This is a genomic window from Tetragenococcus halophilus subsp. halophilus DSM 20339 (assembly GCF_003841405.1).
In the GTDB taxonomy this organism is placed as follows: Bacteria; Bacillota; Bacilli; order Lactobacillales; family Enterococcaceae; genus Tetragenococcus; species Tetragenococcus halophilus.
In genome coordinates this window covers 137,324-153,756 of the sequence record NZ_PXYA01000002.1, presented here as the reverse complement: position 1 = coordinate 153,756, position 16,433 = coordinate 137,324, and the positions used below count along the sequence as shown (strand labels likewise).

General features: G+C 34.2%; 17 protein-coding genes. 14 read left to right on the top strand and 3 right to left on the bottom strand.

The genetic code is table 11. The annotated features are described in order from the left end of the window. The first annotated feature begins 127 nt into the window (after positions 1 to 127). The 4 genes from C7K42_RS06400 (at position 128) to C7K42_RS06385 (ending at position 3,216) form a co-directional block, all read left to right on the top strand. On the top strand, positions 128 to 355 hold the full coding sequence (locus tag C7K42_RS06400; RefSeq protein ID WP_028791022.1) for a hypothetical protein: 228 nt from the start codon (positions 128 to 130) through the stop codon (positions 353 to 355). 22 nt (positions 356 to 377) lie between these two features. Next, entirely contained in the window at positions 378 to 590 is a 213-nt protein-coding gene (locus tag C7K42_RS06395; RefSeq protein WP_094243883.1) for a DUF2922 domain-containing protein, read from the top strand. Between the two features lie 59 nt (positions 591 to 649). Next, the gene (locus C7K42_RS06390) at positions 650 to 1,519 is read left to right on the top strand and encodes a GH25 family lysozyme (protein WP_103099575.1); all 870 of its coding nucleotides are present in this window, start codon (positions 650 to 652) and stop codon (positions 1,517 to 1,519) included. Positions 1,520 to 2,280: 761 nt separating this feature from the next. Continuing rightward, entirely contained in the window at positions 2,281 to 3,216 is a 936-nt protein-coding gene (locus tag C7K42_RS06385; RefSeq protein WP_103099574.1) for an Abi family protein, read from the top strand. An 82-nt stretch (positions 3,217 to 3,298) separates the two neighbouring features. Here C7K42_RS06385 and C7K42_RS06380 read toward each other — a convergent pair whose 3' ends face one another. Next, the gene (locus C7K42_RS06380) at positions 3,299 to 4,036 is read right to left on the bottom strand and encodes a DUF6577 family protein (RefSeq protein ID WP_103099573.1); all 738 of its coding nucleotides are present in this window, start codon (positions 4,034 to 4,036) and stop codon (positions 3,299 to 3,301) included. A 625-nt stretch (positions 4,037 to 4,661) separates the two neighbouring features. Next, positions 4,662 to 5,006, bottom strand: coding sequence for a helix-turn-helix domain-containing protein (locus tag C7K42_RS06375; protein WP_159459067.1), 345 nt, complete (start codon positions 5,004 to 5,006; stop codon positions 4,662 to 4,664). 375 nt (positions 5,007 to 5,381) lie between these two features. Between C7K42_RS06375 and C7K42_RS06370 the strand changes: the two genes are divergently transcribed. From C7K42_RS06370 to C7K42_RS06350, 5 genes are read left to right on the top strand one after another with little or no spacing between them, the layout of a single operon-like run. Continuing rightward, entirely contained in the window at positions 5,382 to 5,813 is a 432-nt protein-coding gene (locus tag C7K42_RS06370; protein WP_103099571.1) for a PTS sugar transporter subunit IIA, read from the top strand. Between the two features lie 15 nt (positions 5,814 to 5,828). Further along, on the top strand, positions 5,829 to 6,302 hold the full coding sequence (locus C7K42_RS06365; protein WP_103099570.1) for a PTS sugar transporter subunit IIB: 474 nt from the start codon (positions 5,829 to 5,831) through the stop codon (positions 6,300 to 6,302). Positions 6,303 to 6,316: 14 nt separating this feature from the next. Beyond that, positions 6,317 to 7,084 carry a PTS mannose/fructose/sorbose/N-acetylgalactosamine transporter subunit IIC gene (locus C7K42_RS06360; RefSeq protein ID WP_103099569.1) on the top strand — a complete coding sequence of 256 codons (768 nt, stop codon included), beginning with the start codon at positions 6,317 to 6,319 and terminating at the stop codon, positions 7,082 to 7,084. A 2-nt stretch (positions 7,085 to 7,086) separates the two neighbouring features. After that, positions 7,087 to 7,911 (top strand): PTS system mannose/fructose/sorbose family transporter subunit IID, encoded by an 825-nt coding sequence (locus tag C7K42_RS06355; protein ID WP_103099568.1) that lies wholly within the window; start codon positions 7,087 to 7,089, stop codon positions 7,909 to 7,911. Between the two features lie 15 nt (positions 7,912 to 7,926). Next, positions 7,927 to 8,703 carry an SDR family NAD(P)-dependent oxidoreductase gene (locus C7K42_RS06350; protein WP_103099567.1) on the top strand — a complete coding sequence of 259 codons (777 nt, stop codon included), beginning with the start codon at positions 7,927 to 7,929 and terminating at the stop codon, positions 8,701 to 8,703. 566 nt (positions 8,704 to 9,269) lie between these two features. Here the strand turns inward: C7K42_RS06350 and C7K42_RS06345 are convergent. Continuing rightward, positions 9,270 to 9,641, bottom strand: coding sequence for a HEPN domain-containing protein (locus C7K42_RS06345; protein WP_146028716.1), 372 nt, complete (start codon positions 9,639 to 9,641; stop codon positions 9,270 to 9,272). Positions 9,642 to 9,855: 214 nt separating this feature from the next. On the opposite strand from C7K42_RS06345, the gene C7K42_RS06340 reads away from it, so the two are divergent. From C7K42_RS06340 to C7K42_RS06320, 5 genes are all read left to right on the top strand, one after another. Beyond that, complete coding sequence (locus tag C7K42_RS06340; protein ID WP_103099565.1) at positions 9,856 to 11,451, top strand: xylulokinase; 1,596 nt, start codon at positions 9,856 to 9,858, stop codon at positions 11,449 to 11,451. 21 nt (positions 11,452 to 11,472) lie between these two features. Then, positions 11,473 to 12,171 (top strand): L-ribulose-5-phosphate 4-epimerase, encoded by a 699-nt coding sequence (locus tag C7K42_RS06335; RefSeq protein WP_103099564.1) that lies wholly within the window; start codon positions 11,473 to 11,475, stop codon positions 12,169 to 12,171. Between the two features lie 42 nt (positions 12,172 to 12,213). Next, a complete protein-coding gene (araA, locus tag C7K42_RS06330; RefSeq protein WP_103099563.1) occupies positions 12,214 to 13,638 on the top strand; it encodes an L-arabinose isomerase in 1,425 nt (474 codons plus the stop codon). 76 nt (positions 13,639 to 13,714) lie between these two features. After that, entirely contained in the window at positions 13,715 to 15,082 is a 1,368-nt protein-coding gene (locus C7K42_RS06325; RefSeq protein WP_094243864.1) for a sugar porter family MFS transporter, read from the top strand. A 142-nt stretch (positions 15,083 to 15,224) separates the two neighbouring features. Beyond that, on the top strand, positions 15,225 to 16,268 hold the full coding sequence (locus C7K42_RS06320) for an aldose epimerase family protein (protein WP_094243863.1): 1,044 nt from the start codon (positions 15,225 to 15,227) through the stop codon (positions 16,266 to 16,268). Positions 16,269 to 16,433 lie beyond the last annotated feature (165 nt).

Below are 16,433 nucleotides of genomic sequence, written 5' to 3'. Positions count from 1 at the left end.
TTTACTAGGCTTTTTTTATTTATTGAAAAAATATTTACTAAAACCGTGACATTTTTCCTGCTGACCTCGTTTATAGATAGTGTAGGCGGCGCTGCTTATTAAAAACAAAATACAGAGGAGAATGAAAATGAAAAATTTAGAAAACACAAAATTAACGGTCGAACTCAGTCAACCTGGGGAAGACAAAACGATTAAGAAAAACTTTAACGATGTGATTTCAGAACCAAACGAAGCTGCTGTATTAGCGCTGGGAGAAACCATGGCGAATTTAGCTCCAGCAGAAAATGAATTGGCTTTAGTCACTGAAAAAGTAGAATATTCACATGTGCAAGACGCAGAAGAAATTGTTGAATAAATAAATCCTAGGAGGAAGAATCATGAAAAAATTATATCTAACATTCTTAAATGAAGAAGGTAAAAAACATAACTTAATACCGAAAGTAGCTGCGGAAGACTTGACAGAAGCCGAAGTTCGCGAAGCAATGGAACAATTACGTGATTTGGATATTTTTGACAAAGACGGCGTGAGATTGTATCAAACGATCGATAGCGCAAAATATGTAGAAACGATCGAAACACCATTGTTTTAAAAAGGAAAGCGAGAGGAGCGATCTTCTCGCTTTTTTTGACAGAAAAAGGAGGCAATGAAATGATTCCTAAACCAACGATTATTGATATTAGTGAATGGCAAGTGCCGCAGCAGATCAATTATGATCAACTAGCTGCAAAAATCGACGGCGTTATTGTACGTGTACAATATGGATCCAATTATATCGATAAGCACTATCAAACGCACATTAAAGAGTTTCAAAAACGAAGCGTGCCAGTGGCGGTTTATGCTTGGGTACGAGGGACGTCTAAGGCAGATATGCAACAAGAGGCCAAAGATTTTTATCAAAGAGCACAAAAATTTCAACCTAGCTTTTGGTGGTTAGATGTAGAAGAACAATCCATGCAAGATATGCGAGGTGGTTGTGAGGCTTATCGTAAAAAACTAAAAGAACTCGGCGCGAAAAAAGTTGGCGTTTATGTTGCTAACCACTTATACAAAAGTTTTAATTTAGCAACAGAAAAATTTGATGGTGTTTGGCTACCCACTTATGGAAAGAACACCGGACAATATCAAGGAGCAAATCCGACCGCTACAAAGCAGTATGATATCCATCAATATACTTCAAAGGGAAGACTTAATGGTTACAATGGGGACTTGGATTTAAATCAGATCGTCAGGAGGGATCTGTTCTACTTTTTTCGTCAAAATCATCAAGTTCCTGATAAAGAAAATCACAAAGACGTGGAGGATATTGAAATGAAGACCATTACCACAACCGCAATGAAAGTAAAATTACGCAGCTCACCAAAGACCGGAAATAATGTGATTGCTGAGCTTGCGAAAGGAACAAAAATTAAAATTAATAACATTGTTTTTGGCGACGGTTTTGTTTGGGGAGTACAGCCTAGAAGTAATGGGAAGAAAGGTTATATTGATATTGGCAAAAGTGTTTCTTGGGTGAAGTAAGAAATTTATGTTACATTATTGGGAAATCTTAAACACTGTATAAAATGAGGACCTTCAACAGTTAGTGCTGGTGGAGGTCTCTTGCCTATAGTTCAATAGAGATTAGTAATCTGAAAAAACAATCACAGAAATAGACCGCAGTGTATAAAGTGCCAATACGAAAGAGAGACAGTATAGTTGTACGCGTAAGCGCTAAAGATATACAAGTTAAACGAAATAGTAAAGAAAAAGGCTTCAATTATTCCTGAAGAAGTACCTGGTACATGTTTGAAGTATTACGAAATTTAGTTGTTTATAATAAACCGGCTACTTCTGAAAAAAAGTCTTGGAGAATGATGACGTGCGATTCTCATTTTAGAGTAGAATTAGTTAAAACTGGGGCTGGGAGCTTCGATTGAAACTGACTACAATGACATAACAGCATATGCAAACGCTGTTAAGAAAGTGAAGAAGAACCTAGATAAATAAAATACTGATATTTCTTTTAATTAACTATTACTTTCTTAATAGAGGTGGCTTTTTGTTATTTAATAAAACTCTACACTAAAAAATATGACGAGATATGTTTGGTTAGCGCCAATTTTATAACTCTTTGCAAACCTGTGAAATCCTATAAAAAGATAATAAACATATTATATATAGCGTAAGTATTGAAACTCATAACTCTAAATGATATATTATAGATGAGAAGACAATCCCCCCATTCCTTTTTAAAGGACAGTCAAGTACTGACATGGGGGTTTTTATTTTGGAGGAGCTTTATGAAAGCGCCTACGTCATTGACTTTTGAAGATCAGCTTTCATTATTGCAAAGCAGAGGGATGAAAGTAAGTAAACGAGGTGTAAATAAATTAAAAATTATTGGTTATTATCGTATTAAACAGTTTGCTGCTCCTTTAGCAAATAAGAATAATAGTAATAAACATACATATGATGATTATAGCGGCGTTAATTTTTCTGAGGTTTTAACACGATACTATCAAGATAAAAATTTAAGAATACATTTATTACATGCAATTGAAAAAATCGAAGTTGCTTTAAAAACTAGACTTTCTTTTATTTTAGGAAACTCTTATGGTCCGTTCGGTTACCTTAATTTTTCTAACTGGTGTGATAAACATAACTATAAGAAATTCGAAATAGAGACAAGACAATTTCAATTCAAAAAAAGTTTGCTTAAATCTATTAAACGATCTTTTATTAATGATGTAAAGGACACTAACAATCAAGATGTCGATGGTTTTCCAACTATATGGCTAGCGGTTGAAGTTCTTACTTTTGGAGAACTCGTGAGAATAGTAGAAATATTGTCAGACAAAAACAAGAAAAAATTATCTGAGATGTTCAATTGCACTAAGAAAGAATTGATATCTTGGTTAAAGTGTCTTAACTTTGTTAGAAATATATGTACACATAATGCTAATGTTATTGATCTTCAACTAAGTACTAAACCCTTATGCAGAAAACAATGGAAAGGATATCTCTACACTGTTAATGGCGATAATAGCAGGACTCCTTCAAATAAGTTGGGAATTGTTATACTTATAATCAAACATTTTGTTAATACAATAAATAAAAAATATGGCTGGAGAAATATCAATAAAGATATATGTAGGTTAGTTGATAAAAGTGATGAGCGTGCACATCTTTTGGGATTTTTAGACTCAAATATCGTATATGAATTGTTTGGAAAATAGGTTTGTTTTCAAGTCCCCGTCGTTTCGACAGGGGCTTTTTTTGTATGTTTTCTACTTGTAGTTAGACTCTCTTCATTAATCATTACAGCTTAGTACCTCCTATTAAATGTAATTTATTTAATCTTTTTTGACTGTTTCTTTTTTTAGCATAACGAGCTAAAGTTGAAAAATTAATACTATATGTATCTATCGCGTTCATAATAATTGTATTAATTTCTGAATAACTTATTGGAAGAATAACGGGATCATTAATCAGTAAGTCAACGATGAGTTTCTCTAATTTTGGAGTGTAGTAATTGTCATTGACTTTATATAACGGGGCATCAAAATGTAAACGCGTAACGATAATATTTTCTTCTTGCGTAGAAACGTAGTAGTCATACATTTCTTGATCGGGAGATAAGAACGTATTAGAGAAGTTTTCTTGTAGAAAATAAAAAGCGGCATCTAGCACATCTATATCAGTTTCTACAATAATACTATTGATTTGGTAAATATGATCGGATAAGTTACCAATCCATTTCGTTGGATAAATACTAAATTTAACATAAGGAAATTTTTCTTGTAATAAATTAGCAATTTCGTCCATTCTCTTTGTTCGTTTTGGATGAAACAGTTTCTTTTCTTTTAGAGCATATTTTCCGCGCATGGGACTGTAAATCATTCCTTGTTGTTTTAATTCAAAAATCCGCCAACGTAGCGTAGAGATAGGCAATTCTGGATTAAACTGATGGTAAAAATTTAGTAGATCTTGTGTACTTACGAGTTGTTGTTTTATCAGGAATTCTTCCAACTCTTTTATGTGCAGTGTGTTTTTCACTCTAACACCTCTTTTTTACCAAATGTTTGGGTCAAAATTAACTTATCACCCGAATATTTGCTATTGTTAATTTTTAATAGTAGTTTTTAGATGAAAAACTTATTCTAATAATCAGTTAATAAGTAGAGGTTGAAGGTTGATAGAAAGTCGGCTATAAACTATCTTTTAAGAAATAATATTATGAAGTGATCGTAGGTGTAAGTTTACTGAGTTTTATTGATGAATGGACAAAAAAGAAGCAATATTTTTGTAACTAATTTGTCAGTGCGGCTGATCATACCGCTGCAAAATAGTACAAGTAATTTGAGGAAATTGGGGTGGATATAGTATATGAAGAAAGATTAACTGGAACTACACAAGATTGATCGATCAAAGCTATAAAAATATTAGATAGCCTTCGCAGAAGATACGATTTATATGTTAGACCATTACCAGATCACTCGAAGCATAAATAATGTATGTTACGTTTTTGAGAATCTTTAAATGCTATAAATAAAGATCTTCAACAGTTGGAGTTGGTGAAGGTCTTTATTTACTGGCGACAGACGATATAAGTTTTAATTTAGTGACGAAAGCCAAACTCTATATAATGAATGAGAAAGTAGTGATATAGCTGAGTTATTACTCAGTGAGATTTATTCATTTTATTGACTAACAAAGTTAATGCATCGATAACTTCTTTTTGGTCTTCATCTGACAATTCATCAAGTGAGTTATTCAATTGACGAATCTCTTCGCTGTTTGTAGGAAACTTCCAATTAAAAAAAGTAGCATTAGTTTCGCCTAGTGCATCAATAAGTTTTTCGACTGTTTCTAGTTCAAGGTTAGGCGCGTTGTTTTCAATTCTACTGATATGTTTAGTATCCAGACCAGATAATTCTGCTAATTTGTCTTGATTTAACCCTTTTTTTGTACGGAGATACTTTATTCTCTGTGAGATATAAACTCTCAGTTTTAAGTTATCGTTCAAAATAATCACCTCAAACATAGAGTAAAGTGTTTTCTGTTACACTTTAACTACTCTAGATACACTTTTTATGTATATTTAGTGTTGCTAAAAGCACCTTTAAGTGATATAGTTATTTCAGTTAAATTTTTATTGTCTTTTTTGAGAGGCTTTATTTATATATGGGGAGTAACTGCGTTTTAGGCTTAACCCAAATCTTTTGTCATTTTTGACGGGAGGTTTGGGTTTTTTTGTTTGGACAAAATTGAAAATAGGAAGGGGAAAGGCTTTGAAATGAAAAGATTTGTAACTAAGTAAAATTAGTTAAATAAAAAATGAAGTAAATGATAGCCTGTTTTTTAATGAAGTTTAATAGTAACTGCTAAAGGAGGTGAGAAAATGATCGGAGTACTAGTTGCAACACATGGTCATTTGTCTGAAGAATTTTTAAATACTGTAAAACTTATTATGGGAAAACAAGAAAAAAGTTTTTCTTTATCTTTACTTGAGGGAGATAGCGTGGAAGATTTTTCTCAAGAAATATTTAATAAGATTAAAGAGGTTAATGATGGTTCTGGAATTATTGTTGTAACTGATTTATTTTTGGCCAGTCCATATAATCAAACAACATTAAATCATAAAAGAATATTAAATGAAAGTATTGAATATCGTTTACTAACAGGTGTCAATTTACCAATGTTATTAGAGATATTTAATCAACGAATGCTTGGGAGCTCACTTGACGATGTTTGCGAAAAAGCGATGTTTTCTGCAAAAGAAGGAGTAAAAGAGTTTAATAAAGAGTTGTCTAAGAATAAAAAGACTAATTAGTGGGAGGAATATAATATGGCAAATATTGTTTTAGCACGTGTAGATGATCGTTTAATTCATGGACAGGTTATGACAGCCTGGCTTCAATATACAGGAGGAAATCATATCGTTATCGTCGATGACAATACAGCTAGTGATGAATTTACTAAGGAAATTATGGCAATGGCAGTTCCTGAGGGGATTGGTTTAGACGTGTTTAGTAAAGGTGAGGCTATTGATGGAATTAGTCGTTTGGATGAGAATAAAAAAATCATAATCCTTACTAAAACGCCTGAAGTTTTCTTATATTTAATTGAAAACGGTATAAAAATTGAAAAAATTATTATTGGTGGTATGGGAGCTAATAAAAATAGGAAAAAATTGTATAAAAACATTGCTACCACAGAAGATGAAAAAGAGGATATTAAAAAGTTAGTTACAAAAGGCATTGATGTTCAAATTCAAGTTGTTCCTGATGAAAAAGCTGTCGTACTGGAAAAAATTTTATAAGGGGGTAATTGAAAATGCATATTAGTTTTTTCCAAGCTATTTTAATAGGATTTATATATTTTTTAGGAATAAATGCACAACCCTGGTTAACAACTGTAGGTACTCATATGATTATGAGGCCCATGGTTAACGGGACTTTAGTAGGGTTAGTATTAGGCAAACCGGTAGAAGGATGTATTATCGGTACAGCAATTAATTTACCGTATCTAGCTTGGATTTCAGCTGGCGGTTCGGTCCCAATGGATCCTGCTTTAGCTGGGACATTAGGAACTGCGTTAGCAGTTGCTGGTGGGGTAAATGCTTCAGCAGCCACGACTTTGGCTGTTCCTTTGGGCCTTTTAGGAACTGTTATCTGGGTTGTCCATATGACTGTTGATATTTCTTTTCTTCATATGGCAGATAAAGCAGCTGAAGAAGGTAATATTAAAAAGCTTAATTTTTTAAATATTTGGCCGCCACAAATTATTGTATTTTTAATGTCTGTTATACCAGTGGCTCTAGCAGTGTATTATGGAGCAGGGCCAGTAGCACAGGTTGTTAATATGATGGAAGGTAGGCCTTTAGATGTTTTATCCGTTATAGGCGCAATTTTACCAGCATTAGGGATCGCAATGAATTTAAGAGCAATGAGTGGAAAAGGTATATTATTATTTTTTATTTTCGGATTTTTAGTAACTGTTTATTCAGATATTCCAATTTTAGCTTTGTCGGTATTTGGAGTTTTTGTTGTATATATTTATACAGAATTAACTTTTAAAGAAGATAAAAACAAGGCGGTGTAGAGATGAGTGAAACAAATAAATTAACAAAAAAAGAAGTGAAAAAGGCGTTTTGGCGTTGGATGTTTTTCTCTCACGCAAACTATAACTATGAGAGGTTACAATCAACTGGGGTTGCTTATGCACTTTCGCCAATTCTTAAAAAGATTTATAAAGATGATCCAGAACAATTAAGCGAAGCGTTAAGTCGACATTTACAATTCTTCAATACAGAGCCTTCATTTGGAGGACCGATTTTATCTGTTTCTATAGCAATGGAAGAGCAAAAAGCAGAAGGAGAACCCATAGAAGGAACTATGGTTGAGAGTTTTAAAACTGGATTGATGGGCCCAATTGCAGGCGTTGGTGATAGCTTATTTCAAGGAACATTAATTCCTATCCTGCTGTCTTTAACTATCCCATTTGGTTCAAGTGGAAATATTATCATGGGGCCTGTCGCTTATGGCGTATTGCTATTAGGAATAATGCTTCCTTTAGCTAGATGGTTATGGTTGCAAGGTTATTACACTGGGCGAAAGGGAGTTACAGAGCTACTAAGAAGTTCTTTACTGCAAAAAGTAATGTTCTTTTGCAAATACTTGGGAGCGATTGTTATGGGAGCTTTAGCAGCTAGCTTTGTTGAAGTTAGCACTTCTTTACAAATACCACTAGGCTCTGATTCTCTTGACGTGCAAGAACAAATATTAGATACGTTACTTTTGGGGATATTACCATTAGGAATTACTTTAGGAACTTATTGGATGTTAAAAAGAAGAATGAAACCAACTACAGTACTTGTTGTTTTAATTTTAATTGGGGTTATTGGTGGCGCATTTGGAATTATCGAATAAGAAAGAGGGATTATTTTGCAATTTGAAAATAAAATAGCTGTTGTTACAGGAGCCGGGAGTGGAATTGGTAGAGGAGTCAGTTTAATGCTGGCTGAGGAAGGTGCTACGGTAATAGTTACTGACTTAAATAAAGAAAATGCTAAGAAAGTTTCAGACGAAATTTTAGATAACGGAGAAAAGTCAGTATATTTTAAACTAGATGTTACAAAATCTGATGAAATCACTAAAATGAGTGAATATGTAAAAGAAAACTTTGGTTTAATTGACATTTTAGTAAATAATGCTGGATTGTCTATCATTACTCCCTTTTTTAAGCATACCGAAGAAATATGGGATAAAACAATGGAAATCAACTTAAAAGGACAGTTTTTATGCTGTAAAGCCATTATTCCTCAAATGTTAGAAAAAGGTGCTGGAAGTATAATAAATATGTCCTCCCAATCTGGAAAGGTTGGTACTAATGATTATCAAGCTTATTGTGCTAGTAAATTTGGTGTTATTGGTTTAACACAAGCGCTCTCTAAAGAATTCGCAGGAAAAGGTGTCCGCGTTAATTCAGTTTGTCCGGGAGTTGTTTATACTTCAATGTGGGAAAAGCAAAAAGCTGACTATGCGGCTAAAAAAAATATTGGCGCCGAAGAGGTGATGGATTATTTTGCTGAAAAAATTCCAAAGGGAAGAGTTGGCAAGATTGAAGATATAACAAATACAATTTCTTTTTTATTAAGTAATCAAGCTGATTATATTACTGGACAATCAATCAACGTTAATGGTGGAGATATTATGTTTTGATTTTTAGAAGGATAAGGTAAATAATATAATAAAGTAATTTGATATCAATGTTCTATTGTTATCAGGTTGCTTTATTTTTTTATATAAAAGAAATTTTGGAATAGATGGCGATATATTTAATAATGATCGATTTGGTGTGAGTGAATCTGGCGACGATGTTATTAAGTATTTTGGTTTTACGGTTGATAATGTAGTTGATAGATATCTTTCGATGGTAGAGTAGGAAGATAGTTATTTAGAAAATTTATTTTAAAGGGTAAGAGCCGCCCTCTTTATTGTAAGGTTGAGAAAACCGTAGTGATAAGGAGGGCGGCTTTGTGTGTCTAGAAAATATAATTATTCAATACTTAAATAATTATTATGTTCAAATAAACGTTGGTAAGGTCCTTTTTTGTTTTCTATGGGATTTATTATTATTTTTTCGTCAACTTTTAATTTTTTGAGAAATAGGATATCAGTTAAGCATCTCATCTTAATATAAGTAAGGTATAATTCTTCCCAGTTATCAATATCCATCTTGTAATTACTTATATCAGTACCGTGTGTGTAATAATTTCTAGTAACCGTTATTTTTTATTGAATTTATTTATCGGTTTAGAAACTCCTCCACCTGAAGGATTAAAAAGTTCTTGTTTTAGTTCTTCGGTTATTTCTCCTATTAGTTCCTTCAACTTTTTATTTAACGGAACTTCATTATCTTTATGGTTAATTTTATCTTCAAAGTATTCGTTTAATTCTTCAGAATTTGACTCATATGAAGTATTTAATAATTCCTCTTTTTTCGACTCGTAATTTTCAGGTGATCCAGATTCGCTTTCAAAATAGTTTCGATGAAACATTTCTAGGTTTCGAGTTGCTTGAAGAAAATCAATACTTTCAAAAAAATCCTTAAAAGATTTAGCAAGGTGTCTCCTGGATATCAAAAATGAAATAAACATTATTATTAATAGTTAGAATTTTTATTTGGTTGAGCTTATAAACTTTACAAAAGAATTTTTTTAAAGTGGTAAAAGGTTAACATGACAACTTTTTATTGTATAATGCAGTTATTTATTGATATAAATTTAAAATAAACTTGATTTGCACCAATAAATGTTTTACAATGAACTTGTTGAAATTGAAATCGATTTACAAAGGAGGTAGTTAGTAGACATGAATGTAAAAGAAACATCCCAAGCGATACAAACGGGTGCTGTTTCACTTGGTATTGAGATTGGTTCTACTAGAATAAAGTCTGTGTTAATCACAAAAGACTTTAAAACCATTGCTTCTGGTAGCCACCAATGGGAAAACCAGTTTAAAGATAATGTTTGGACTTATTCTTTAGATCAATTATGGGAAGGGATACAAGATAGTTATAAGCAACTTAGAGCTGAGGTAGAAAGTAAGTATCATACTTCTTTAACAAAAATTGACAATATTGGCATAAGCGCTATGATGCATGGCTATCTAGCTTTTTCAAAAGAAGATGAATTACTTGTACCGTTTAGAACTTGGAGAAATAATATCACGGGCCCCGCTACGGATGAATTAACGGACCTTTTTAATTTTAATATTCCTCAACGATGGTGTATTGCTCATCTTTATCAAGCGATTTTAAATAAGGAAGAGCATGTCAATAATATTTCATTTTTGACTACGTTATCAGGTTATGTTCATTGGCAGCTAACGGGTGATAAAGTCATTGGGATCGGAGATGCTTCTGGCGCTTTCCCAATTGATGAAAAGCACGGCAACTATAACGAAGGTTTTATGAAAGAGTTTGAACAATTAGAAAATGTAAAAAAATATGATTGGGATATCCATGAGATTTTACCCAAGGTTTTAAAAGCTGGGGAAGAAGCGGGGAATTTAACTGAATCTGGAGCCAAATTATTAGATCCATCAGGTAAACTCCAAAATGGAAGCGCTATGGCACCGCCAGAAGGAGATGCTGGTACAGGGATGGTGGCCACAAATAGTATACGTAAGCGTACGGGGAACATCTCCATAGGAACATCAGCTTTTGCCATGGTTGTTTTAGATAAACCGTTACAAAAAGTCCACCGAGAAATTGATATTGTAACAACACCGGATGGGTCTAACGTAGCGATGGTCCACACGGATAATTGTTCTTCTGATATTGATGCTTGGTTGCAAATTTTCCAAGATTTTGCTGAACGTTTAGGGGTGAACCTAACGCCAGAAAAGTTGTATGAAACGTTATTCCTTAATGCTAGTAAATCAGACCCAGACGCTGGTGGTTTAGTAAATTATAGTTATTTATCGGGAGAAGTAATTACAGAAGTATCGTATGGACGTCCGATGCTTGTACGAACAATGAATAGCAATTTTAATTTAGCAAACTTCATCCAAGCTCAACTTTACGGAGCTTTTGCACCACTTGCGATTGGAATGGATACATTAACTGAAGATGAACAAATCAAACTCGATGTCATGATTGCTCAAGGAGGTTTATTTAAAACACCTGTCATTGCGCAGCAAGTTTTAGCAAATGCTTTAGATATTCCGATATCGGTTATGGAAACCGCGGGAGAAGGTGGTCCATGGGGAATGGCTGTATTAGCCGAATATATGCAGAAATCTTCAGAAATATCGCTTGAAGATTTCCTAGATCAAGAGGTTTTTGAAGCACCAGAAACTATGACATTAAATCCCGAACCAGAAGGTGTGAAAGGTTATGCTGAATTTCTAAAGCGTTATCAATCAGCTTTGCCAGCAGAACGAATAGTAGGAGACAAAATTTAAAAAGAAGGGAGGAACGCTTAATTGCTTGAAAAATTAAAACAAGAAGTTTATGAAGCCAATATGCAGCTACCAGCGCTAGATTTAGTTACTTTTACTTGGGGGAACGTCTCAGGAATTGATCGAGAAAAAGGTTTATTTGTTATTAAGCCTTCTGGCGTTGAATATGAAGATTTAAAAGCGGAAGATATGGTCGTTGTTAATTTGCAAGGAGAAGTGGTCGAGGGTGATCTAAATCCGTCGAGCGATACTCCTACGCATACGGTACTATACAACGAATTTTCCGACATCGGCGGCATTGTTCATACACATTCGCCGTGGGCAGTTTCCTTTGCTCAAGCTCAAATGGATGTTCCAGCTTTTGGGACAACACATGCAGACACGTTTTATGGCGATGTTCCTGTGACAGAACCTTTGACGCGAGAAGAAATTGAAGAGGCTTATGAAGAAAACACAGGAAAAGTTATTTCACGTACTTTTAAAAATCGTCAAATAGACCCGCAGGCTGTCCCAGCTGTATTAGTTTCTCAACATGGACCGTTTACTTGGGGTAAGACAGCTGACGAGGCGGTTCATAATGCTAAAGTATTAGAAGTATGTGCTGAAATGGATTACCATACGCTGATGCTTACTCACAATGATAGTCATGTCCCTCAATACTTATTAGACAAACATTACTATCGAAAACATGGGGAAAACGCCTATTATGGACAAAATATTTAAGCAGATTTTTAGAAACAAAAATAGAAAAGAGGAGAAGTACAAATGTTAGCAGTTTCGGATTATGAATTTTGGTTTGTTACAGGGAGCCAAGCACTTTATGGAGAAGAACAGTTAGAAGAAGTCGCTGAGGATACGAAAAAAATTGTCGATGAATTAAATAAAAGCGGGAAATTGCCATATAAGGTGGTCTATAAAGGTGTGATGACGACTGCCGATAGTGTTACTCAATTTATGAAAGAAGCCAATTATCAAGATACAGTTGCAGGAGTTATGACTTGGATGCATACATTTTCTCCAGCAAAAAATTGGATTCGTGGGACAAAAATGTTACAAAAACCGTTACTTCATTTGGCTACCCAGTATTTAAAAGAAATTCCTTATGAAACGATTGATTTTGATTATATGAATTTGAACCAAAGCGCGCACGGGGATCGTGAATATGGTTATATCAATGCTCGCTTACAAAAGAATAATAAAATTATTTATGGTTACTGGGGCGATGAAGAAATCCAAAATGAAATCGCTGATTGGGAAGATGTCGCCGTAGCTTATAATGAAAGCTTTAAGCTTAAAGTAGCTCGTTTTGGTGACACGATGCGCGATGTGGCTGTGACAGAATTGGATAAAGTAGAAGCACAGATCGAATTAGGATGGACGATTGATTACTACGCTGTGGGAGATTTAGTTGAGGTTATTAACGGAATTTCTGAAAAAGAAGTTAACGAACTTTATCAAGAGCTAAAAACAAAATATGATTTTGTAGAAGGGTCAAATAGCGCTGAAAAATTTGAACAATCAGTTAAAGTACAACTAAAACAATATTTGGGAATAAAGAAATTCTTAGACGACAACGGATATACGGCCTTTACAACGAACTTCCAAAATTTATACGGTATGGAGCAGTTACCTGGTTTAGCTGTGCAATTGTTAATGAGTGAAGGTTACGGTTTTGGCGCAGAAGGTGATGCGAAGTCGGCTGGGTTAACACGCTTGTTAAAAATTATGTCCCATAATAAAAAAACGGCCTTTATGGAAGACTATACTTTAGATTTAAGAAAGGGATACGAAGCGATTTTAGGCTCTCATATGTTAGAAGTAGACCCTACAATCAGTGGAGAAAAACCTCGCGTAGAAGTACATCCGTTAGATATTGGTGATAAAGAGGACCCAGCACGTTTAGTTTTCCAAGGGATAGATGGCGATGCAGTGGATGTGACACTCTCCCATTCTTATGACGGCTTTAAATTTATTAGCTATCCAGTTGAAGCAAGAAAACCAGAAGCTCAAACACCTAACTTACCCGTTGCTAGTCAATTGTGGACGCCTAAAGTTGGTCTTAAAGAAGGCGCAACAAAATGGATCCAATATGGTGGGGGGCATCATACCGTTCTATCTTTTGCATTAACAGAGGAACAAATTAGTGATTTAGCTAGTTTGTTTGGTATTGAGTCGGTTGAGATTAGGTAAAACGAAATTAATATTGGTTCTGAAAATTTCAGAACCAATATTCTCTATAAAATTAGCTTAGAAGAGGTGAATTATTTTGGCGGGTACAAAGAAAATTTCCAGTGGTTTTATCTATTTCTTTGGCGCTTTTGGAGGCATTTTATTTGGTTATGATATTGGCGTTATGACTGGTGCATTACCATTCTTACAAAATGACTGGGGACTGACAGATGCGACAATCATCGGCTGGATAACGTCAGCCGTTATGTTCGGAGCTATTTTTGGCGGAGCTTTGGCTGGACAGCTTGCTGATAAATTAGGTCGTCGAAAAATGATTCTTATTTCGGCTGTTATCTTTGCTGTTTTTTCCGTATTATCTGGTGTATCTCCCCACCAAGGGAGCTATTTTTTAATTATTATGCGTGTACTGCTAGGGTTAGCAGTTGGAGCAGCTTCTGCATTAGTACCAGCATATATTTCTGAATTGGCTCCTCCGCATTTAAGAGGACGCCTTTCTGGTTTAAATCAAACAATGATTTCATCAGGAATGCTCATTTCTTACATCGTGGATTATATGTTAAGAGGTCTGCCTGAGCACTTAGCTTGGCGTCTAATGTTAGCGTTTGCCGCTATTCCAGCGATTATTTTATTTATTGGTGTTTTAAGATTGCCGGAATCTCCGCGATTTTTGATAAAAAATAATAAAAAAGAAGATGCATATAAAGTTCTAAGTTATGTACGTAAAGAGGATGAAATTGAAGCAGAAGTTGAAAGTATTTCAAAAACAGCTACTCAAGAAATAAAAGCAGAGAAAAAGACCAGCTTAAGTAATTTATTTTCTAGTAAATATAGGTATCTAGTCATAGCTGGTGTGGGAGTAGCTGCTTTTCAACAATTCCAAGGAGCAAACGCAATTTTTTACTATATCCCGCTAATTGTAGAAGATGCAACGGGTAAAGCGGCTACTGGCCAACTTTTTTGGTCTGTTATTCAAGGCATAATTTTAGTAGTAGGTTCTTTAGTTTATATGTGGATTGCAGAAAAAATTAATCGTAGGAGTCTATTGATAGTTGGGGGCTCTGTAATGGGGCTTTCTTTCATTTTTCCTGCAGTGATTAAATGGATTGCGCCTAATACTAATTCTATGTTAGTTGTCATCTTTTTATGTATTTATGTTGCCTTTTACTCAGCAACATGGGCACCGCTAACCTGGGTCTTAGTTGGAGAAATTTTCCCATTAGCTATACGAGGCCGTGCTTCAGGCTTAGCTTCTTCTCTTAATTGGATTGGTTCGTGGGGAGTTGGATTATTATTCCCAATCATGACAGCTGCTTTTGCACAAGAAACTGTATTTGTTATTTTTGGTATCATTTGTCTTTTTGGAGCTCTGTTTGTAAAAACGCGCGTTCCTGAAACTCGCGGAAGCAGCTTAGAAGAAATAGAAGCAAAAGGGCTTAACAAATAGATTTTTATAGAGAGTTATATAAGATTGGACGGTAACTTTTAACGTTCAATCTTTTTTATAAGAAAAACAAGACCTTAATGATTGATAGCTTATATTTTTTAGAAGTTTATTTAAGATTATATATTATGAAAGGACCAAATAAATGAGAAAAGAAAATTTCGGTAAGAATACAAAAGGACAAGAAGTATTTTTATACACTTTTGAAAATGAACAGAAAATGAAAATGACTGTCAGTAATATTGGTGCAGTTCTAACGAATCTTTGGATACCAGATAAAGATGGAAATTTAAGAGATGTCGTTTTGGGTTATGATACAGTTACTGATTATGAAAATAATGGAGACACCCATTTTGGAGCGACTATCGGACGTAACGCAAATCGCGTTGAAAATGCTAGATTCAGATTACATGATAAAATTTACAGATTGGCAAAGAACGATGGTGAGAACAATTTACACAGTGGACCCAATGGCTATGAATTGAGAGTTTGGGCGGTGAAAAAAATAGATGAAAAAAATAATTCGATTACTTTTTCTCTTATAAGTCCTGATAAAGACCAAGGTTATCCTGGGGAACTTCACTTAGATGTGACTTATCAACTACAAGAGATTGGGATAAAGATTACCTATAGTGGAATATCTAATACGGATACTATTTTTAACCCTACGAATCATAGTTACTTTAACTTAAATGGACATCAAAGCGGGAATATATTAAACCATAAATTACAACTTAACGCGTCAAGGTATACACCAATCAAAGATGAACATTCTATACCTACTGGAAAAATAGTACCGGTTGAAGGAACGCCGCTGGATTTTAAAAATAAAAAAAGGATTGGCTTAGATATTCAGGAAAAGTATCCACAATTGAAGTTTGGTCAAGGTTATGACCACAATTTTGTTATTGAACAGACAACAGACGTAGCGGCCCATCTGGAAGGAGACCAAAGCGGTATCTTAATGGATGTATTCACTAACCTTCCAGGGATACAGTTTTATACGAGTAATTTTTTAGAAAATGTCCAAGGAAAAGAAAAGACCATTTATTCTAGACAAAGTGGAGTATGTTTAGAAACTCAATTCTTTCCGAATGCGATTAATGAACCAAACTTTGAAGCTCCTATGTTAAAAAAGGATGAAGAAAATACTTATAAGACGGTTTATCAGTTTTCTATAGCTCTATAATTTAGGAACTTAGTGATGTTATGAAGCATATTGAATACCTTCCAAGGAATATATTTATTAAAGGGATTATTAATAAGTTTTTATCTAATAAAGCAATAAAAGTATGCTATGATTAGATAGAGTAAATTATTTTTACATTTACGTAAAAATAAAAAGAGGTGACAA